At 61.0% G+C, this 19,477-nt stretch carries 17 protein-coding genes and 1 pseudogene; 9 read left to right on the top strand and 9 right to left on the bottom strand.

Features of this window, described 5'->3' with window-relative positions:
* Positions 1–4 precede the first annotated feature (4 nt).
* The 5 genes from carA to grpE form a co-directional block, all read right to left on the bottom strand.
* Positions 5–1,141 (bottom strand): glutamine-hydrolyzing carbamoyl-phosphate synthase small subunit, encoded by a 1,137-nt coding sequence (carA, locus tag H9642_RS03410; protein WP_251834991.1) that lies wholly within the window; start codon positions 1,139–1,141, stop codon positions 5–7.
* Between the two features lie 201 nt (positions 1,142–1,342).
* The gene (gene dapB, locus H9642_RS03405) at positions 1,343–2,146 is read right to left on the bottom strand and encodes a 4-hydroxy-tetrahydrodipicolinate reductase (protein ID WP_251834990.1); all 804 of its coding nucleotides are present in this window, start codon (positions 2,144–2,146) and stop codon (positions 1,343–1,345) included.
* An 80-nt stretch (positions 2,147–2,226) separates the two neighbouring features.
* Positions 2,227–3,351: a molecular chaperone DnaJ gene (gene dnaJ, locus H9642_RS03400; RefSeq protein WP_251834989.1), complete on the bottom strand. Its 1,125-nt coding sequence runs from the start codon at positions 3,349–3,351 to the stop codon at positions 2,227–2,229.
* A 123-nt stretch (positions 3,352–3,474) separates the two neighbouring features.
* The gene (dnaK, locus tag H9642_RS03395) at positions 3,475–5,400 is read right to left on the bottom strand and encodes a molecular chaperone DnaK (protein WP_251834988.1); all 1,926 of its coding nucleotides are present in this window, start codon (positions 5,398–5,400) and stop codon (positions 3,475–3,477) included.
* 98 nt (positions 5,401–5,498) lie between these two features.
* Positions 5,499–6,065, bottom strand: coding sequence for a nucleotide exchange factor GrpE (gene grpE, locus H9642_RS03390; RefSeq protein ID WP_251834987.1), 567 nt, complete (start codon positions 6,063–6,065; stop codon positions 5,499–5,501).
* Positions 6,066–6,268: 203 nt separating this feature from the next.
* Between grpE and recN the strand changes: the two genes are divergently transcribed.
* Positions 6,269–7,942, top strand: a complete 1,674-nt coding sequence (gene recN, locus H9642_RS03385) for a DNA repair protein RecN (RefSeq protein WP_251834986.1) — start codon at positions 6,269–6,271, stop codon at positions 7,940–7,942.
* A 78-nt stretch (positions 7,943–8,020) separates the two neighbouring features.
* Here recN and fur read toward each other — a convergent pair whose 3' ends face one another.
* Positions 8,021–8,425, bottom strand: coding sequence for a ferric iron uptake transcriptional regulator (gene fur, locus H9642_RS03380; protein WP_251834985.1), 405 nt, complete (start codon positions 8,423–8,425; stop codon positions 8,021–8,023).
* A 94-nt stretch (positions 8,426–8,519) separates the two neighbouring features.
* Here fur and H9642_RS03375 point away from each other — a divergent pair.
* A pseudogene (locus tag H9642_RS03375) lies at positions 8,520–8,879 on the top strand (outer membrane protein assembly factor BamE); the annotation flags it as partial.
* 48 nt (positions 8,880–8,927) lie between these two features.
* Here H9642_RS03375 and H9642_RS03370 read toward each other — a convergent pair.
* Together H9642_RS03370 and H9642_RS03365 are read right to left on the bottom strand one after the other, a co-directional pair.
* The gene (locus H9642_RS03370; RefSeq protein ID WP_251834984.1) at positions 8,928–9,245 is read right to left on the bottom strand and encodes an RnfH family protein; all 318 of its coding nucleotides are present in this window, start codon (positions 9,243–9,245) and stop codon (positions 8,928–8,930) included.
* Positions 9,238–9,672: a type II toxin-antitoxin system RatA family toxin gene (locus H9642_RS03365; protein WP_251834983.1), complete on the bottom strand. Its 435-nt coding sequence runs from the start codon at positions 9,670–9,672 to the stop codon at positions 9,238–9,240. The genes H9642_RS03370 and H9642_RS03365 overlap by 8 nt, the downstream gene beginning before the upstream one ends.
* A 177-nt stretch (positions 9,673–9,849) precedes the next feature.
* Here H9642_RS03365 and smpB point away from each other — a divergent pair, with 177 nt between their 5' ends.
* Complete coding sequence (smpB, locus tag H9642_RS03360) at positions 9,850–10,332, top strand: SsrA-binding protein SmpB (RefSeq protein WP_251834982.1); 483 nt, start codon at positions 9,850–9,852, stop codon at positions 10,330–10,332.
* A 53-nt stretch (positions 10,333–10,385) separates the two neighbouring features.
* Here the strand turns inward: smpB and H9642_RS03355 are convergent, their stop codons facing one another.
* The gene (locus H9642_RS03355) at positions 10,386–11,153 is read right to left on the bottom strand and encodes a GntR family transcriptional regulator (RefSeq protein ID WP_251834981.1); all 768 of its coding nucleotides are present in this window, start codon (positions 11,151–11,153) and stop codon (positions 10,386–10,388) included.
* A gap of 357 nt (positions 11,154–11,510) precedes the next feature.
* Here H9642_RS03355 and H9642_RS03350 point away from each other — a divergent pair, with 357 nt between their 5' ends.
* From H9642_RS03350 to H9642_RS03325, 6 genes are all read left to right on the top strand, one after another.
* Complete coding sequence (locus H9642_RS03350) at positions 11,511–13,199, top strand: lactate permease LctP family transporter (protein WP_251834980.1); 1,689 nt, start codon at positions 11,511–11,513, stop codon at positions 13,197–13,199.
* 83 nt (positions 13,200–13,282) lie between these two features.
* Positions 13,283–14,107, top strand: coding sequence for a (Fe-S)-binding protein (locus tag H9642_RS03345; RefSeq protein ID WP_251834979.1), 825 nt, complete (start codon positions 13,283–13,285; stop codon positions 14,105–14,107).
* Complete coding sequence (locus H9642_RS03340; RefSeq protein WP_251834978.1) at positions 14,104–15,543, top strand: LutB/LldF family L-lactate oxidation iron-sulfur protein; 1,440 nt, start codon at positions 14,104–14,106, stop codon at positions 15,541–15,543. Before H9642_RS03345 ends, H9642_RS03340 begins: the two co-directional genes overlap by 4 nt.
* Complete coding sequence (locus H9642_RS03335) at positions 15,543–16,214, top strand: LutC/YkgG family protein (RefSeq protein ID WP_251834977.1); 672 nt, start codon at positions 15,543–15,545, stop codon at positions 16,212–16,214. The genes H9642_RS03340 and H9642_RS03335 overlap by 1 nt, the downstream gene beginning before the upstream one ends.
* Positions 16,211–19,018 carry an FAD-binding and (Fe-S)-binding domain-containing protein gene (locus H9642_RS03330; protein ID WP_251834976.1) on the top strand — a complete coding sequence of 936 codons (2,808 nt, stop codon included), beginning with the start codon at positions 16,211–16,213 and terminating at the stop codon, positions 19,016–19,018. Before H9642_RS03335 ends, H9642_RS03330 begins: the two co-directional genes overlap by 4 nt.
* Before the next feature lie 139 nt (positions 19,019–19,157).
* Entirely contained in the window at positions 19,158–19,418 is a 261-nt protein-coding gene (locus H9642_RS03325; RefSeq protein WP_251834975.1) for a PA2433 domain-containing protein, read from the top strand.
* Positions 19,419–19,477 lie beyond the last annotated feature (59 nt).

The following is a 19,477-nucleotide window of genomic DNA, read 5'->3' as shown; positions in this document are numbered from 1 at the left end:
GACCTTACTTGCGCGCCGCCATGGCGGCGATGAAGCGGTCGAACAGCGGAGCCACATCGTTGGGGCCCGGGCTGGCTTCAGGGTGACCCTGGAAGCCAAAGGCAACCTTGTCGGTGCGCTCAATACCCTGCAGGGTGCCATCGAACAGCGACTTGTGCGTGGCGCGCAAGCACGACGGCAGGTTGTCAGCATCCGCAGCAAAACCGTGGTTTTGGCTGGTGATCATCACCACGCCAGTTTTGAGGTCCTGCACCGGGTGGTTGGCACCGTGATGGCCACAGCCCATTTTCACTGTCTTGGCGCCGGACGCCAGGGCCAGCAATTGATGACCCAGGCAGATACCGAACACCGGGATGTCTGTCTCGAGAACGTCCTTGATCGCCTGGATGGCGTAGTCGCATGGCTCGGGATCGCCAGGACCATTGGACAGGAAGATGCCATCGGGATTCAGCGCCAGGGCCTCGCTGGCCGGCGCCTGGGCTGGCAGCACGGTCACCCGGCAACCCCTCGCGACCAGCATGCGTAGGATGTTGCGCTTGACGCCGTAATCGTACGCCACGACATGGTAGGGCAACTCGGCTGCGGGGATCTCCGGATGGCTGTCAGTTTCCAGTGTCCACATGCCCGAGCGCCACTCGTAGCGCTCCTGGGTACTGACTACCTTGGCCAAGTCCATGCCTTTGAGGCCGGGAAAGCTGCGCGCCAGCTCAAGGGCTTTTTCCTCGGTGGCGTCGGTACCGGCCAGGATACAGCCATTCTGAGCGCCTTTTTCACGCAGGATACGGGTCAATCGACGAGTATCAATACCAGCAATGGCCACCGTGCCGTGTTCTTTGAGGTACTCATCCAGCGGCTGCTTGCAGCGCCAGTTACTGGCCAGCAACGGCAGGTCGCGAATGACCAGGCCGGCAGCCCAGACACGATCGGACTCGGCGTCTTCCGGCGTGGTGCCGGTGTTGCCGATATGGGGATAAGTCAGGGTGACGATTTGCTGTGCGTAGGAGGGATCGGTGAGGATTTCCTGATAGCCGGTCATGGCGGTGTTGAACACGACCTCGCCGATGGTTTGCCCATCGGCACCGATGGATTCACCGCGAAAAATGCTGCCATCAGCAAGTGCAAGTATGGCTGGCGTACTCAAGAGACCTCCCGTAGATCTGGCTGGCGCAAACGCAGACTGTAAAAAAGCGGGATGACGTGTGAAGGTCATCCCGCTTTTTTATTGGGTCATTCTGCGTAACTTTAGTGGACACACTAAATGCGAAAGTGTACAGAAATGACCGATTTGGGTCCACCGTTAATGCGCATGGATTTTCGCCTCCAGTCGCACCGCCTGCATCCATTACTGGAGCCCGAGCACATCCTGCATGTCATACAGCGACGCTGGCCGATCCTTCAACCACAACGCGGCGCGCACCGCTCCCTTGGCAAAGGTCATGCGACTGGATGCCTTATGGGTGATTTCCACGCGCTCGCCATCAGCAGCGAACAGCACGGTGTGGTCACCGACCACATCGCCAGCGCGTACGGTGGCGAAACCGATGGTTTCGCGCTCTCGGGCACCGGTCTGACCTTCGCGCCCATACACCGCAACCTTCTGCAGATCGCGCCCCAGGGCATTGGCGACGACTTCGCCCATGCGCAGCGCGGTACCCGACGGTGCATCGACCTTGTGACGATGGTGGGCCTCGATGATTTCGATATCCACATCGTCACCGAGCACGCGCGCGGCGGTGTCCAGCAACTTCAGGCACAGATTGACGCCGACGCTGAAGTTGGCCGCAAAGACGATCGGAATTTCCTTGCCTGCTTCGGCCAGCAGCTCCTTTTCTTCAGGACTGAATCCTGTAGTGCCAATTACCATGGCCTTGCCGGCCTGACGACAGAGCTCGAGATTCTTCAACGTCACGGTCGGGTGAGTGAAATCGATCAACACGTCAAAGTTGTCCAGCACGCTGGCCAGATCACCCGACAGTTGCACGCCGATTTTGCCCAACCCCACCAGCTCGCCGGCATCCGCGCCCACCAGACTGCTGTCTGGGCGATCGATGGCGGTGCTTAGCTGAGCACCCTCGGCCTGGCGTACCGCTTCGATCAGGGTTTTGCCCATGCGCCCGGCGGCGCCCATGACTGCTATACGTTGCATAAAGTCAGCTCCGAGCTGCAAGCCTCAAGCTGCAAGCGCCGCCTGATTGAGGCTTGCTGCTTGCAGCTTGCAACTTTGAGTTATAGATCGCCGAAAAAGCGCTTCATGCCTTCGAACCAGCCGCTGGCCTTGGGCGAATGCGAGCTGTCGTTCTGCAGGCTGCTGCGGAACTCTTCCAGCAGTTCGCGCTGACGCTTGCCGAGATTCACCGGGGTTTCCACCACCACCCGGCACATCAGATCGCCTGCACCGCCACCGCGCACTGGCGCCACGCCCTTGCCGCGCAAGCGGAACATCTTGCCGGTCTGGGTCGCCTCAGGGATCTTCAGCTTGACGCGGCCATCCAGGGTCGGCACTTCCAGCTCACCGCCCAGCGCGGCATCGGCGAAGCTGATCGGCACTTCACAGTACAGATGCTTGCCATCGCGCTCGAAGATTGCGTGCTCACGTACGTTGACCACCACATACAGGTCACCGGGCGGGCCGCCCAGCGTGCCGGCCTCACCTTCGCCCGACAGGCGAATGCGGTCTCCGGAATCGACGCCCGCTGGCACTTTGACCGACAGGGTCTTGTGCTCTTCCGTGCGCCCCTGGCCATGGCAGGTGCCACAGGGATCGGTGATCATCTTGCCACTGCCATGGCAGCGCGGGCAGGTCTGCTGCACCGAGAAAAAGCCCTGCTGCATGCGCACCTGACCGATACCGCCGCAGGTCGTGCAGGTGACCGGGCTGGTGCCCTTCTTTGCCCCGGAGCCGTCGCAGGTTTTGCAACCGACCAGGGTCGGCACACGGATGGTCACTGTCGTGCCGCGCACCGCTTCTTCCAGATCCAGCTCCAGCGTGTAGCGCAGATCGCTGCCACGCATCGGGCCGCCGCGCTGGCCGCCACGCTGTCCGCCGAAGAAATCACTGAACACGTCGCCGAAGATGTCGGAGAAGCTTGCGTTACCACCGAAGCCGGCCCCACCGCCCATCTGCGGATCGACACCAGCGTGGCCGTATTGATCATAAGCGCCGCGCTTACTAGCATCGGAAAGAACTTCATAAGCCTCATTGGCTTCTTTGAATTTCTCTTCCGCGTCATGGTCGTCCGGATTGCGGTCGGGGTGGTACTTCATCGCCAGACGTCGGTAAGCCTTTTTCAGCTCGGCCTCACTGGCACTGCGCTCCACGCCCAGTATTTCGTAATAGTCTCGTTTTGCCATTTCTCTCGGATTCCTCTGACGCCCCCTCCAGACACGTCAACGCGGGAGCAGGCTCCCGCGTGGCGTGTCAAGGACGCACGACCCCAGGGGCCGTGCGCGGTGAGGCGGAAGCAAACGTGACGTTTACTTGTTTTCCTTGACCTCTTCGAACTCGGCGTCGACCACGTCGTCGCCAGCCGATTTGGCACTGCTCTCGTTGCCAGCGCCCGGCTGGGCTTCGCCGGCCTGGGGCTGTTCGGCATACATCTTCTGCGCCAGCGGGGCGGTGACTTCCGACAACGCGGTCATCTTCGCCTCAATCACCGTCTTGTCGTCGCCCTTCACCGCGACTTCAAGTTCGCCAATGGCTTTTTCGATGGCAGCCTTGTCTTCGTCGGTGGCCTTGTCGCCCGCCTCGACGATCATCTTGCGGGTCGCATGCACCAACTGGTCGCCTTGGTTGCGCGCGCCAGCCAGCTCTTCGAACTTGCGATCTTCCTCGGCATTAGCCTCGGCATCACGCACCATTTGCTCGATTTCTTCGTCGGAGAGGCCGGAGTTGGCCTTGATCACGATGGACTGCTGCTTGCCGGTGGCCTTGTCCTTGGCAGACACGTTGAGGATACCGTTGGCGTCAATGTCGAAGGTCACTTCGATCTGCGGAACGCCACGCGGCGCCGGCGGAATATCGGCCAGGTCGAACTTGCCCAGTGATTTGTTCTGCGCGGCTTGCTTGCGCTCGCCCTGCAGCACGTGAATGGTCACCGCGCCCTGATTGTCGTCGGCGGTGGAGAACACCTGGGACTTCTTGGTCGGAATAGTGGTGTTCTTCTCGATCAGCGGGGTCATCACGCCACCCAGGGTTTCGATACCCAGGGTCAGCGGCGACACGTCGAGCAGCAGCACGTCCTTGACATCGCCGGCCAGCACGGCGCCCTGGATGGCAGCACCCATGGCCACGGCTTCATCCGGGTTGACGTCCTTGCGCGCTTCCTTGCCGAAGAACTCGGCAACTTTCTGCTGCACCAGCGGCATGCGAGTCTGACCGCCGACCAGGATCACGTCATCGATCTTGCCGACGTCGATACCGGCATCCTTCAGAGCAATGCGGCACGGCTCAATGGTGCGCTGCACCAGGTCTTCGACCAAGGCTTCCAGCTTGGCGCGGGAAATCTTCACGTTCAGGTGCTTCGGACCCGACGCATCGGCGGTGATGTACGGCAGGTTGACGTCGGTCTGCTGCGCGGAGGACAGCTCGATCTTGGCCTTCTCGGCAGCTTCCTTCAGGCGCTGCATGGCCAGCGGGTCGCCCTTGAGGTTCATGCCGGTTTCTTTGTTGAACTCGTCGACGAGATAGTCGATCAGACGAATGTCAAAGTCTTCACCGCCCAGGAAGGTGTCGCCGTTGGTGGCCAACACTTCGAACTGGTGCTCCCCGTCGACTTCAGCGATCTCGATGACCGACACGTCGAAAGTACCGCCACCCAGGTCATAGACGATTACAGTGTGGTCGCCCTTGGCCTTGTCCATACCATACGCCAGCGCAGCCGCGGTGGGCTCGTTGATGATGCGCTTGACGTCCAGGCCAGCAATGCGACCGGCATCCTTGGTGGCCTGACGTTGGCTGTCGTTGAAGTAGGCCGGCACAGTGATGACCGCTTCGGTAACCGGCTCGCCGAGGTAGTCTTCGGCGGTCTTCTTCATCTTCTTCAGCACTTCGGCGCTGATCTGCGGCGGGGCCATCTTGTCGCCCTTCACCTCGACCCAGGCATCGCCATTGTCAGCCTTAACGATCTTGTAAGGCACCATGCTGATGTCTTTCTGCACGACGTCTTCATCGAAACGACGGCCGATCAGACGCTTCACCGCGTACAGGGTGTTGTGCGGGTTGGTGACCGCCTGGCGCTTGGCCGACTGGCCAACCAGGGTTTCGCCATCATTGGTGTAGGCGATGATCGACGGAGTGGTGCGACCACCCTCGGCGTTCTCGATAACCTTGACGTTACCGTTTTCCAGAATAGAGACGCAGGAGTTGGTTGTCCCCAGGTCGATGCCGATGATTTTACCCATTTCATTTCTCCCGAAATTTGGTTTTTACCGCGTCCCTATTCCGGGCCGCTCCAGCTCAATTACGCTTGTTCACACAGATGGGGGCTGGCTGATGGATTTCAAGCCTGCTCGTTGATCGACGGCGGCGTGTTGGCCGCGGCCTTGCTGACCACCACCATGGCCGGGCGCAACAGCCGGCCATTGAGCAGATAACCCTTCTGGAACACCTTGACCACGCTGCCCGGCTCGAGCGTTGCGCTCTCTTCCATGGCCATGGCCTGATGATGCTCAGGGTCGAAAGGCTCGCCGTGCGGGTCCACTTGCTCCAGTTGATGGCGCTTGAGCGTGTCGAGCAGCAGTTTATGCGTCAGCTCCAGGCCTTCGCGTACCGCCTTGCTGGCCTCATCATTCGGGTTGGTCATTTCCAGCCCGCGCTCCAGGCTGTCGACGACGGCCAGCAGGTCCGCGGAAAACTTTTCCAACGCGAACTTGTGTGCCTTTTCCACATCTTGCTCTGCGCGGCGACGCACATTCTGCAATTCGGCTGCGGTGCGCAACACTTGATCCTGTGCGCCGGCCAGTTGCTCTTCCAACTCTTGGATACGAGCGTCCAGCGCCTCGCCATTTGCCTCAGCAGCCGGGGCTGCTTCCGCATTCTGGTTTTCCAGGTTTTGTTCATCAGCCATGGGAGTCTCCTATGAAAGGGAATGCCGGACATTGCCAGCGTCGAATGCCGGCCAATATGGGGGCGCCGCCTGCTTCTTCAACCCCCGCACGCACACACACCCCCAACATCGTAATTTTTTTCTTCAAACCAGGAAGAAGGACGCTTGAAGCGCCCCCGCCGACCACTGTATAAATACACAGCCAAGAATTCTGGGAGCTCATCATGCTGGCGCACCTGTCCATCCATAATTACGCCATTGTCGAACACCTGGACCTCGAACTGAGCGGCGGGATGAGCGTCATCACCGGCGAGACGGGGGCCGGCAAGTCGATCATGCTCGACGCCCTCGGTCTGGCTCTGGGCGATCGCGCCGACAGCAGCGTGGTACGCCCCGGTGCAGACAAGGCCGATATCCTGGCCAGCTTTGATGTCACCCGAATTCCTGAAGCCCAGGCCTGGCTGCGCGAGCGCGACCTTGAACAAGACGGCCCATGTATCCTGCGCCGGGTGATCACCGCCGAAGGACGCTCACGCTCCTATATAAATGGCACCCCCTGTCCGCAGGGCGATCTCAAAGCCCTGGGCGAATTGCTTATTGATATCCACAGCCAGCATGAGCATCAGTCGCTGCTGAAGATCGACACCCATCACCGCTTGCTCGATGCCTATGCCGGCGCCAGCGAACTGGCCCGCCAGGTGCAACTTGCCGCAGTTCGCTGGCGGCAGACTCGCCAGGAACTGGAGCGCATCTCCAGCACCAGCGAAGAGCAGCGCGCGCGCCACCAGTTGCTCAGTTACCAGCTGGAAGAATTGGAAAACCTGGCCCTGGGCGAACAGGAACTGGAACAACTGGAGCAGGAACACAAGAATCTCAGCAATGCCGAACAGCTGCTGAGCGCCTGCCGTCTGGTGATCGAGCTGTGCAGCGAGAACGATGCCGGCAACGTCCTCTCGGCCTTGACTTCCAGCCTGAGTCGCCTGACTGGTTTCAGCAGCCAGCCCGGCGCACTGAGCGAAGCCGTGAACCTGCTGGCCAGCGCGCAGATTCAGGTCGAAGAAGCCGTCGGCGAGTTGAACCGTTTCCTCGATCATTTCGATGCCGATCCCGAGCGCCAGCAATTCCTCGAAGAGCGCCTCGACACCATCTATACCCTGGCCCGCAAACACCGCGTGCAACCGAGCGAGCTGGGTGAATTGCAGCAACGCCTGCTAGATGAGCTGGAGGGTCTGAACGCCGATGACCAGGCACTTGAACGCCTGGACGAAGAACTCACCGCTTACACCCGTCACTATCAGGACAAAGCCACCGAACTAAGCGCCTTGCGCAGCGACGCCGCCCAGCGCCTGAGCGCGGCCGTAGAACAGGAAATGCAGCGCCTGGGCATGCCCGGCGGGCGCTTCAGCATCGAACTGCACGCCGGCAAGCAGGACATTCCGCAGCCTCAAGGATTGGAGCTGGTTGAGTTTCAGGTCAGCGCCAACCCCGGCCAACCCCTGCGCCCACTGGGCAAAGTGGCGTCAGGCGGCGAACTGTCGCGCATCAGCCTGGCCATCCAAGTGATTACGGCACAGACCTCGCGCGTACCCACTCTAGTGTTCGATGAAGTGGACGTCGGCATTGGCGGCCCCACCGCCGAAGTGGTCGGTCAGCTGCTACGCCGCCTAGGCGAAGGCGGCCAAGTATTGACCGTCACCCATCTTCCCCAGGTAGCCGCGCAAGGTCACCAACACCTGTTTGTGCACAAACTGCGCGGCAGCGATGAGACACGCACTGCCGTGACCCACCTGGAGTCGGCACAACGCATCGAGGAAGTCGCACGCATGCTCGGCGGTGTCGACCTGACCAAAGAATCCCTGGCCCATGCACGCAAGATGATCAGCAGCGCCAAGGCCTGACTTGCACGCAGAGCAACCAGAACACCGCCATAAAAAAGGCGACCTATAAAGGTCGCCTTTTTGCTATTCGGATTCGCCTTATGGCTTCTTGCGTACGTACAGCACCAGATTGTGGTTGACCAGCTCAAAGCCATGCTCTTCAACAATCTGCTTTTGGCGCCGCTCGATATCGGCGTCCATGAATTCGATGACCTCGCCGGTATCGACACACACCATGTGATCATGGTGGCCACTGTCGGCGAGTTCGAAAACGGCGTGACCACCATCGAAATTATGCCGAGTCACCAGACCGGAGGCTTCGAATTGGGTCAGCACGCGATAGACGGTGGCCAAGCCAACATCTTCGCCAGCCTCCATCAATGCTTTGTAGACATCTTCCGCGCTCATGTGCCGCTGTTCTGCGGTATCCAGCATTTGCAGGATCTTGACTCGCGGGAGAGTTACTTTAAGGCCTGCCTTTCGCAGTTCGTTGTTTTCAGACATGGTCAGCTTTCTCGTGGCTGCTGTTTCGCAGCTCCCTACATACGGGTATGATCCGGGTCAACTGCCCGGCCAAGATAGTGGAAGTCACCCTCCGATGCAAAACACCAAGCTCTTGCTCTCGAGTTTCTGCCTGATGGCACTCCTGGCAGTCGCCGGCTGTTCATTCCCTGGGGTCTATAAAATCGACATTCAGCAAGGCAATGTCGTCACGCAGGACATGATAGACCAGTTGCGCCCTGGAATGACCCGACGCCAAGTGCGGTTTATCATGGGCAACCCCTTGATTACAGATACATTTCACGCCAATCGCTGGGATTATCTCTACAGCCTGCAGCCCGGTGGCGGTGAGCGTCAGCAAGAACGCATAAGCCTGGAATTTGATGGCAACGACCAGCTGGTCAGCATGTCTGGCGACTTCCGTCCCGGCGTCAGCCGCGATGAAGCCATTCTGGGTACAGCGCCCCGCCCGTAACGCCTAACGCGCGCTTGGGCGCCAGGTGCTTTAGTCCCCCTCGCCCGCCTTGGCGCGTGCCGCACGCGCAGCACGCTGCTTGCGTACTTCCTTGGGATCAGCTATCAGCGGTCGGTAGATCTCCACCCGCTCACCGTCTTCCAAAACACGCTCCTCCGGCTTGGCCACCGCCTTGCCAAAGATTCCCAGCGGACTACCCGCCAGATCCAGCCCCGGAAACTCCGCATCCAGCCCCGAGCGCAACGCAGCCTCGCGCAGGGTAGTGCCGCTCGGCACGCTCAGTCGCAGCAATTTCTGCTTGTCGGCCAGCGCATATACCACCTCGATGGCGATAGGCGACTTATCCATATAGCTGCTTGGCTCGCTGGCAAAAAGCATCCACCAAGGTGTTGGCCGCCTGATTGAATAATGGCCCCAGGGTCGCCTTGATCAACGGACCGTCGTAATCGAATGTCAGGTCCAGGCTGATCTTGCAGGCTTTTTCAGTCAGCGCTTTAAAATGCCAAACCCCGTGCAGTTGACTGAACGGGCCATCCTCCAGGTCCATGATGATGGACTCGCCCGCCTGCAGGCTGTTACGGGTCACGAAGCGCTGACTCATACCCGCCTTGGCCAAGGTCATGCTGGCCCGCATCTCGTGTTCATCACTGGCCAGGATTTCGGTGGCTGAACACCACGGCAAGAACTCCGGATAACGCGCCACATCATTGACCAGGTCATAAAGCGCCCGCGCCGGATACGGCAACAGCGCGGAGCGTTGGATATGCGTCGTCATGCGGACTTAAATTCCTCGATTCGGCGGCGCAGCACCGAAAACGGCAATACGTCGTGGCCGCTGGCCAGGGGATGACTAAAAACTGCGCGCATTGTCGGAGATTAGTCGCTGTCTCTCAAGTTTTGACATGCGCGGGCAGTCGCCATCAGCATCGCGACTCCCTATAATGCGCGCCCTATGGCTAAACAAAAGAAACAATCGCAGGGCAGCATCGCACTTAATAAAAAGGCGCTGCATGATTATTTTATCGAGCATAAGTTCGAGGCCGGCCTGGCCCTGGCTGGTTGGGAAGTCAAAAGTCTGCGCGCGGGCAAGGCCCAGCTGGTGGATAGCTATGTCCTGCTCAAGGATGGCGAAGCCTGGCTGATGGGTTGCCATATCAGCCCGCTCAAGACCGCCAGCACCCACGTCATTGCCGACCCGACACGGACCCGCAAGCTGCTGCTGAATGCGCGCGAGCTGGACAAGCTGTTCGGCTCGGTGCAGCAAAAAGGCTATACCTGCGTGGCCCTGTCGCTGTACTGGAAAAGCCACCTGGTCAAATGCGAAATCGCCTTGGCCAAGGGCAAGAAGGACTTCGACAAGCGCCACACCGAGAAAGAGCGCGACGCCGACCGCGAGGTGCAACGCGCCATGCGCACCAAGGGCAAGGGCGACTAAGCGCTCCAGCTCCCGGTCGGGGCCCTGCTTCTAGCATTCAGGCGCCCCGCCCACTACACCCCTACCCGCCGTCGCGCTCGCGCTTCGCGCTGCTCTTCCTGCTGACCGGCCGCCAACACATCCTGCACGTAGCTGATATGCCGGTGCACGATATCTCTGGCATCCGCTGCTCGGCGTTCGATAACCGCCTCGTACAACTCCCGGTGCTGCTGCATCAGCATGTCACGGGTTTCGCTGCGCACGGCGTACATACCACCAATATTGGTGACCACGTTGCGCTTGAGCAGATCGAACAAGCCGCGAATGGTGTGCAACAGAACCGCGTTGTGGCTTGCCTCGGCAATGGCCAAGTGAAAGTGCGCGTCCGCCACGCCTTCTTCCATACGCGTGACGGTATCGCTGCGTGCGTAACACTCCTGCAGCTCAGCAAAAGCGGCAGTCAGGCGCTGCTGATCAAGCTCCGTCGCCCGCTGGGCGGCGTAGTAGGCGCATGCACCTTCCAGGGTGTGGCGAAATTCCAGCAGATCGCGCTGGGCATCGGCATTATTCTCCAAGAGCTGCAGCAGCGGATCGCTAAATGTCGAACCCAAGGCTTCAGCGACAAAATTACCGCCGCCCTGACGACTGACCAACAGCCCCTTGGCCGCCAGTTTTTGGATCGCCTCGCGTAATGAAGGGCGCGATACACCAAACTGCTCGGCCAGCACGCGCTCGGCCGGCAGGCGCTCGCCTGGTTTGAGGGTGCCTTCCAGAATCATGCTCTGCAATCGCTCGACGATATCGTCTGATAAGCGCCGCTGCTGCACCCGCCCGAACCCCATACGCCCTTCCCCTTTCACGCATTGATTAAATCAGCGGCCATTCTACCCGCGCCGTCTGAGCCCTGATATGTCGCCCTTTCGCCACCGACAGCTCATCGGCGCCGGCCGGTCCCGTATCAGCGCTGCATATACTTTAAACAACCAATTCCTCTTGCTTGGCTCGCTAGATCGCACCAACCCATTACGTGGCGCAACCAATACCAAAGTCGCAGGTGCGCAAATTGACAGGCAATCGACAGCACTTTTACTCTGTCGATCCTGAACTGTAAATTGGTCTGACCAATTATCCTGTCAGCTGTTTTTGCTGCCCTAGCGGCCACCCGCCGGGCGATCACAACAATTAGGGAGCCACCCCAGATGCAAACCTGGCAACAACTCTACGCCCCACTGGGCAGCCTCGGCCTTTCCGCACTGGTGGCGCTGATCCCCATTGTGTTCTTCTTCCTGGCCCTGGCGGTGTTCCGCCTCAAGGGGCATGTGGCGGGCACCATCACGCTCGCGCTGTCTATCCTGGTCGCCATTCTGGCCTTTGGCATGCCGGCCGAAATGGCCCTCGCCTCAGCTGGCTACGGCTTCATCTACGGTCTCTGGCCGATTGCCTGGATCATCGTCGCGGCGGTGTTCCTCTACAAGCTCACGGTCAAGAGCGGCCAGTTCGAGATCATTCGTAGCTCGGTGCTGTCGATTACCGGGGACCAGCGCCTGCAAGTGCTGTTGATCGGCTTCTGCTTCGGCGCGTTTTTGGAAGGTGCCGCTGGCTTTGGCGCACCGGTGGCAATCACCGCCGCCCTGCTCGTTGGCCTGGGTTTCAACCCGTTGTACGCCGCAGGCTTGTGCCTGATCGCCAACACCGCGCCGGTGGCCTTTGGCGCCCTGGGCATCCCGATCATCGTCGCCGGCCAGGTGACCGGCATCGACGCCTTCGACATCGGCGCCATGGCCGGTCGCCAATTGCCCATTCTGTCGGTCATCGTGCCGTTCTGGCTGGTGGCAATGATGGACGGCTGGCGCGGCATCAAGGAAACCTGGCCCGCGACTCTGGTAGCCGGAGTCAGCTTTGCCGTAACCCAGTATTTCACCTCCAACTACATTGGCCCGGAACTGCCGGACATCACCTCGGCGCTGGTCAGCCTGGTGTCCCTGACGCTGTTCCTCAAAGTCTGGCAACCGGCCCAGGCTGCCGTTCCCGCCGTGGTTGGCGTCAGTGCAGGCAGCGCAGCGGTAGCCGGCGGTTTCGGTAAGATGCGCAGCACCGAGCCGTCACCCTACAACTTCGGCCAGATCCTCAAGGCGTGGTCGCCCTTCCTGGTACTGACCGCCATGGTGACGCTGTGGACCCTGAAACCATTCAAGGCGTTGTTCGCAACCGGCGGCCCGCTGGATTTCACCGTGTTTATGTTTGAAATTCCGTATCTGCATAATCTGGCGATCAAGATCGCGCCGATCGTCACCGAGCCGACGCCGATCGCTGCGGTATTCAAGCTTGATCCGATTTCTGCCACCGGGACCGCGATCTTCTTCTCGGCGCTGATTTCCATGCTGATCCTGAAGATCACGCCTAAAAATGGCCTGACCACTTTCAAGGACACCGTGGTGGAACTGAAATGGCCGATCATCTCCATCGGCATGGTGCTGGGCTTCGCCTTTGTTACCAACTATTCGGGCATGTCCAGCACCCTTGCGCTGGTCTTGGCCGGCACTGGCGTCTTGTTCCCGTTCTTCTCGCCCTTCCTGGGCTGGCTGGGCGTGTTCCTGACAGGCTCGGACACGTCGTCCAATGCCCTGTTCAGCTCGCTGCAGGCCACTACTGCGCAGCAGATCGGCGTCAACGAAACCCTGCTGGTGGCGGCTAATACCAGCGGCGGCGTAACCGGCAAGATGATTTCGCCACAATCCATCGCCGTGGCCTGCGCCGCCACCGGCATGGTCGGCAAGGAGTCGGATCTGTTCCGCTTCACCCTGAAGCACAGCTTGATCTTTGCCACGTTCGTCGGTCTGATCACCCTGGCCCAAGCGTATGTATTCACTGGCATGCTAGTGAACTGATTTCACCACCATAACAACAAGCCGGGCTCCGCCCGGCACCTGCCACTTCGTGGACAACCGGGCCCACCGGGAGAATTAAGCCGATGAGCGATCTGTTTTATAACGCAGTCCCTAACGCCACCCGGGTGGCGCCGCCGCTGCCCACTCCACGTGAATATCCAGCCAGCAAGCCTGCCGAGGTCTACCTGTTCGGCACTTGCGTGGTCGATCTGTTCTTTCCCGAAGCCGGCCTCGACACCATTCATTTACTGGAACGCGAAGGCATCAAGGTGCACTACCCCCAGGGCCAGAGCTGCTGCGGCCAGCCTGCTTACACCAGCGGCTACACCGATGAAGCTCGAGAAGTGGCGCGCGCTCAGCTCAAGCTGTTCGACGAAGGTTGGCCGGTGATCGTGCCGTCCGGTTCCTGCGCGGGAATGTTTCGCGAGCATTACGCGCTGTTGTTCAAGGACGAGCCGCAGATGCTGAAACAGGCCCAGGCGCTCGCCGAGCGCACCTTCGAGCTGGCCGAATTCCTCCTGCATGTGTGCAAGGTGGACTTCCAGGACCAGGGCGCACCGATCAAGATTGCCCTGCACACCTCGTGCACGGCACGCCGAGAGATGAACACGCACCTGCATGGCCGCGCACTGCTTGCGCAGCTGAACAATGTCGAGCGTGTCGAGCACGACCACGAAAGCGAATGCTGCGGCTTTGGCGGCACTTTCAGCGTGCGCATGCCGGACATCTCCGGTGCCATGGTGGCGGACAAGACCCGTGCACTGAAGGAATCCGGCGCCGACCAGATGCTCACCGCCGACTGCGGCTGCCTGATGAATATCAATGGCGCCCTGGAAAAGCAAAACGCCACGCTGCGCGGCCAACACCTGGCCAGCTTCCTGTGGGAACGCACCGGAGGTAAGGCATGAGCCAGCAGATCCCCGTCGTCGAGCTGCCCAGCCGCGAGTTGAAACACAACGCCCATATGGCCCTGGGCGACGTCCAGTTGCGCAACAACATGCGCACCGCCATGGACTCGCTGATGGTCAAGCGCCTGATCTCGATGCCCGACGAGTACGAACGCGAACATTTGCGCGAGCTGGGCAACCACGTGCGCGCCCGCGCCCTGTCGCAACTGCCCGACCTGCTGGAAACGCTCGAAGCCAACCTGACCCGCAACGGCGTCACGGTGCACTGGGCCGAGACCACCGACGAGGCCAACGCCATTTTCCTGGAGATCGCCCAGGCCCATCAGGCCAAACAGGTGATCAAGGGCAAGTCGATGGTCAGCGAAGAAATGGAGATGAACCATTTCCTCGAAGGCCACGGCATCGAGGCGCTGGAATCGGACATGGGCGAGTACATCATCCAGCTCGACCATGAAAAGCCCACCCACATCATCATGCCGGCGATCCACAAGAACGCCCGCCAGGTCGGCTCGCTGTTTCGCGACAAGCTCGGCATCGAGTACACCGAGGACGTCGATGCGCTGATCCAGACCGGTCGCAAGATCCTGCGCCAAAAGTTCTTCGAGGCCGACATTGGTGTTTCCGGGGTCAACTTCGCCGTGGCGGAAACCGGTACCCTGCTGCTGGTGGAAAACGAAGGCAACGGCCGCATGTCCACCGGTGTGCCGCCTGTGCACATCGCCGTTACCGGCATTGAGAAGGTGGTGGAAAACCTGCGCGACGTGGTCCCGCTGCTCTCGCTATTGACCCGCTCGGCACTGGGCCAGGGCATCACTACTTACGTCAACATGATCTCCGGACCGCGCCAGGCCGACGAGCTGGACGGCCCGCAGGAAGTCCACCTGATCCTGCTCGACAACGGCCGCAGCCAGGCCTTCGCCGACAGCGAATTGCGCCAGACACTGAATTGCATCCGCTGCGGCGCCTGCATGAACCACTGCCCGGTGTATACGCGCATCGGCGGCCAGGCTTACGGCACCGTGTATCCGGGGCCGATCGGCAAGATCATCTCGCCGCACCTGCTGGGCCTGGAAAACACCCCGGATCACCCGTCCGCCTCGTCGCTGTGCGGCGCCTGTGGCGAAGTCTGTCCGGTGAAGATTCCGATTCCGTCGTTGTTGCGCCGTCTGCGCGAAGAGAACGTGAAAAAGCCTGACGCAGCCCATCACCTGTTGCGTGGCCAGGGCAGCAAGTACTCGGCCCAGGAACGGCTGCTGTGGAAAAGCTGGCAACTGCTCAACACCTCACCGCTGCTCTATCGCGTGTTCGGTTTCTTCGCCACCCGCCTGCGTGGCCTGACCCCGAACATTGGCCCCTGGGCACAGAACCACAGCGCGCCGAAACCGGCGGCCCGTTCGCTGCATGAACTGGCGAAACAGCATCTGGAGGCCAAATAATGTCTGCCAAAGCCAACATTCTCGCCAAGCTGCGCAACAGCCTGGCCGGCACTCAGCCGCTGATCGACGACTTCGACGAAGCCCTGGTGACCGAGCCCTGGAGCTACCCGGCCGAGCAACGCACCGAGCGCTTGCGACAGTTGATGGAAGCGGTGCACACCGAAACCCACCTGACCACAACAGATGCCTGGCCCGCATTGCTGGAAAAACTGCTGACCGACAAACAGCTGCCCAGCCTGCTGATCGCGCCGACCACGCCTTGGGGCGCGCAAATTGCCGAACACTTCGCCGGCCGCGACGCTGCGCCGACGTTGAAGGCCTACGACCGTCCCATCGAGCAATGGAAGGCCGAGCTGTTCAACGACACGCCGGCCAGCCTGACCGGAACCCTGGGTGCCATCGCCGCCACCGGCAGCTTGATTCTCTGGCCGACCCCGCAGGAACCGCGCCTGATGAGCCTGGTGCCGCCGGTGCACTTCGCGATCCTCAAGGCCAGCCAGGTGTACAACAATTTCTACGAGGTGCAGCAGAAGCAACAGTGGGCACAGGGCATGCCGACCAATGCCCTGCTCGTCTCCGGCCCCTCGAAGACCGCTGACATCGAACAGGTGCTGGCCTACGGCGCTCATGGGCCGAAGGACCTGATCGTGCTGATCCTGGAGGATGCATGAGTCTGCCCGGCGTCTTTCTTAAAGCAGTCGAGGCGCTGATTCCCCGCGAGCGGCTGTTCGACGACCCGCTGTCCACCCTGGCCTTCGGCACCGACGCCAGTTTCTACCGGCTGATTCCCAAGCTGGTGGTGCGCGTCGAGTCCGAACACGAAGTGGTCGAACTGCTCAAGCTGGCCAACGCCGAGCGGGTGCCGGTGACGTTTCGCGCCGCCGGCACCAGTTTGTCCGGCCAGGCGATTTCCGATTCGGTGCTGATCGTTCTGGGTGATCATTGGAACGGTCGTGACGTCCGCAACGGCGGCGCACAAATCCGCCTGCAACCCGGCGTGATCGGCGCCAATGCCAACGCCGTGCTGGCCCCGCTGGGACGCAAGATCGGCCCCGACCCGGCCTCGATCAACGCGGCGAAGATCGGCGGCATCGTCGCCAACAACTCCAGCGGCATGTGCTGCGGCACCGCGCAAAACAGCTACAAGACCCTGGCCGGCTTGCGCCTGGTCCTGGCCGACGGCACGGTAGTCGATAGCGAAGACCCGGCTAGTGTTGCCGCCTTCGAACACAGCCATGCCGATTTGTTGGAGCAATTGGCCCAACTGGGTCGGGAAACCCGCGCCAACACCGCGCTGGCCGACAAGATTCGCCACAAGTACCGGCTCAAAAACACTACCGGCTTTTCCCTCAACGCCCTGGTGGATTTCGACCAGCCGCTGGACATCCTCACCCACCTGATGGTCGGCTCCGAAGGCACCCTGGCATTCGTCAGCGCGGTCACCTATGACACCGTGCCCGAGCACCCGCACAAGGCCACCGCGTTGATCGTCTTCCCCGACGTGGAAACCTGCTGCCGCGCGGTGCCGGTGCTCAAGCAGCAGCCGGTGTCGGCCGTGGAACTGCTGGACCGGCGCAGCATGCGCTCGGTGCAGAACATGCCCGGCCTGCCGGAGTGGGTCAAAGACCTGTCCGCCACGGCCTGCGCGCTGCTGATCGAGTCCCGCGCCGCCACCCAGACGCTGCTGCACGAGCAACTGGCGAGCATCAACACCTCGATTGTTGGTTTTCCGGTGGAGAAGAAGGTCGACTTCAGCGAAGACCCGCTGGTCTATAACCAGCTCTGGCGCATCCGCAAGGACACCTTCCCGGCCGTCGGCGCGGTGCGCAAGATCGGCACCACGGCGATCATCGAAGACGTCACCTTCCCGGTGGAAAAACTCGCCGACGGCGTCAACCGCCTGATCCAGCTGTTCGAAAAGCACCATTACGACGAAGGCATCCTCTTTGGCCACGCCTTGGAGGGCAACCTGCACTTCGTCTTCACCCAGGGCTTCGACGACCCAGCCCAAGTGGCGCGTTATGAAGCCTTCATGCACGACGTCACCCAGCTGGTGGCCGTGGAATACGGCGGCGCGCTCAAAGCCGAACACGGTACTGGGCGCAACATGGCGCCGTTCGTCGAACTGGAATGGGGCAGCGACGCCTATCAACTCATGTGGCGGATCAAGCGCCTGCTCGACCCCAACGGCATCCTCAACCCGGACGTGATTCTTTCCGAAGATCCGCGCATCCACCTGAAGAACCTCAAGCCGCTACCGGCCGCCGACGAGATCGTCGATAAATGTATCGAATGCGGTTTCTGCGAACCGGTGTGCCCGTCCAACGGACTGACCCTGACGCCACGCCAGCGCATCGTCATCTGGCGCGATATCCAGGCCAAGAAACGCGCCGGCATCGATACCACTGATCTTGAGCGCGCCTACGAATACCACGGCCTCGATACCTGTGCGGCGACCGGCCTGTGCGCCCAGCGCTGCCCGGTAGGCATCAACACCGGTGATTTGGTGCGCAAACTGCGCGGCGTCGACGCCCACCGCCAGGGCACCGCCACTTGGCTGGCCGAGCACTTCGCCACGGCTATGAAAGGCGCACGCTTCACCCTGACAGCGGCCAATGGCGCCCGCAAGCTGCTCGGCGCGCCGCTATTGGCGAAAACCTCGGCCAGCCTGCGCAAACTTTCCGGCGAGCGCCTGCCACAATGGACGCCGGCCTTGCCGCAAGCGGTCAAACCCATCGCCTACACCCCGGCCAGTGAGGATGCACGGCCACGGGTGGTGTACCTGGCCGCCTGCGTGTCTCGCGCCATGGGCCCGGCGTTCAGTGACAGCGAACAAACGCCACTGATCGACAAGACCCGCGCACTACTGGAAAAGGCCGGCTACCAGGTCGTCTTCCCCGAGGAATTGGACAACCTGTGCTGCGGCCAGCCGTTCGCCTCCAAGGGCTACGCCGAACAGGGCGAGCGCAAGAAGCAGGAGTTGCTCGCTGCCCTGGCCAAGGCCAGCCGTGGCGGCCTCGACCCGATCTACTGCGACACCAGTCCCTGCACCCTACGCCTGGTACAGGACCTGGGAGATAGCCGCCTGGATATCTACGACCCGGTAAAATTCATCCGTGAGCATCTGCTCGATCGCCTGGACATCACCCCACAGGATACGCCGGTGGCGGTGCACGTCACCTGCAGCACCCAGCACCTGGGCGAAGCGCAAACGCTGATCGACATTGCCCGGCGCTGCGCCACGGACGTGGTGATTCCAGAGGGCATCCACTGCTGCGGCTTCGCCGGCGACAAGGGTTTCAGCCAGCCGGAGCTCAACGCCCATGCACTGCGTTCGCTCAAGGATGCGGTGCGGGTCTGCACGGAAGGCATCAGCACCAGTCGTACCTGCGAGATCGGTCTGTCCAGCCACAGCGGCATCGACTACCACGCGCTGGTCTATCTGGTGGACCGCGTCAGTCACGCCAGGGCCTGAAGGTTCGCACAATATTGAGCCCCGCATCGGCGGGGCTTTTTAATGCTTTATCCACAAATCTGAACCCTTGGCCAACCGGAGCGTCAACGTTATGAGTCCACGAACTCACTATTGCCCTGACGCAAACCGAGGACACACCATGAAAAGCCCAGCCCTGCTTATTGCTGCTGCACTGTTCTTTGCCCCGGCCGCTTTTGCCGACGATGACCAATGCTCGGCCAGCATCGACCAGCTGGATGAAGCCATGGACCAACGTGAGCTGACCGACACCCTGGAAGACCAGGTCGATGAGCTCAAAGACCAGGCCGAACAATACAAGGACGACGACAACACGGCCGAATGCATCAGCACCGTCGACCAAGCCATGCAACTGCTCAACAGTACTCCGATGAAAAACTGACACGGCGCTGGGCCGGCATAGTGGACGTGCCGCGGTGGCCAGCACCGCTTACCCGAGAT

This window comes from Serpens gallinarum, assembly GCF_014836765.1.
Classification (GTDB): domain Bacteria; phylum Pseudomonadota; class Gammaproteobacteria; order Pseudomonadales; family Pseudomonadaceae; genus Serpens; species Serpens gallinarum.
The sequence above is the reverse complement of the archived record's forward strand: the minus strand, read 5'-3'. Positions and strand labels throughout refer to the sequence as shown.

Excerpts from the sequence above, each read along its gene's own strand:
- dnaJ (WP_251834989.1), bottom strand. The coding sequence starts at position 3,351 with ATGGCAAAACGAGACTATTACGAAATACTGGGCGTGGAGCGCAGTGCC.
- H9642_RS03335 (WP_251834977.1), top strand. The coding sequence starts at position 15,543 with ATGTCTGCCAAAGCCAACATTCTCGCCAAGCTGCGCAACAGCCTGGCC.
- H9642_RS03350 (WP_251834980.1), top strand. The coding sequence starts at position 11,511 with ATGCAAACCTGGCAACAACTCTACGCCCCACTGGGCAGCCTCGGCCTT.
- grpE (WP_251834987.1), bottom strand. The coding sequence starts at position 6,065 with ATGGCTGATGAACAAAACCTGGAAAACCAGAATGCGGAAGCAGCCCCG.
- fur (WP_251834985.1), bottom strand. The coding sequence starts at position 8,425 with ATGTCTGAAAACAACGAACTGCGAAAGGCAGGCCTTAAAGTAACTCTC.
- H9642_RS03325 (WP_251834975.1), top strand. The coding sequence starts at position 19,158 with ATGAAAAGCCCAGCCCTGCTTATTGCTGCTGCACTGTTCTTTGCCCCG.
- smpB (WP_251834982.1), top strand. The coding sequence starts at position 9,850 with ATGGCTAAACAAAAGAAACAATCGCAGGGCAGCATCGCACTTAATAAA.
- recN (WP_251834986.1), top strand. The coding sequence starts at position 6,269 with ATGCTGGCGCACCTGTCCATCCATAATTACGCCATTGTCGAACACCTG.
- H9642_RS03355 (WP_251834981.1), bottom strand. The coding sequence starts at position 11,153 with ATGGGGTTCGGGCGGGTGCAGCAGCGGCGCTTATCAGACGATATCGTC.
- dnaK (WP_251834988.1), bottom strand. The coding sequence starts at position 5,400 with ATGGGTAAAATCATCGGCATCGACCTGGGGACAACCAACTCCTGCGTC.
- H9642_RS03370 (WP_251834984.1), bottom strand. The coding sequence starts at position 9,245 with ATGGATAAGTCGCCTATCGCCATCGAGGTGGTATATGCGCTGGCCGAC.
- H9642_RS03330 (WP_251834976.1), top strand. The coding sequence starts at position 16,211 with ATGAGTCTGCCCGGCGTCTTTCTTAAAGCAGTCGAGGCGCTGATTCCC.
- dapB (WP_251834990.1), bottom strand. The coding sequence starts at position 2,146 with ATGCAACGTATAGCAGTCATGGGCGCCGCCGGGCGCATGGGCAAAACC.
- H9642_RS03345 (WP_251834979.1), top strand. The coding sequence starts at position 13,283 with ATGAGCGATCTGTTTTATAACGCAGTCCCTAACGCCACCCGGGTGGCG.
- H9642_RS03340 (WP_251834978.1), top strand. The coding sequence starts at position 14,104 with ATGAGCCAGCAGATCCCCGTCGTCGAGCTGCCCAGCCGCGAGTTGAAA.
- H9642_RS03365 (WP_251834983.1), bottom strand. The coding sequence starts at position 9,672 with ATGACGACGCATATCCAACGCTCCGCGCTGTTGCCGTATCCGGCGCGG.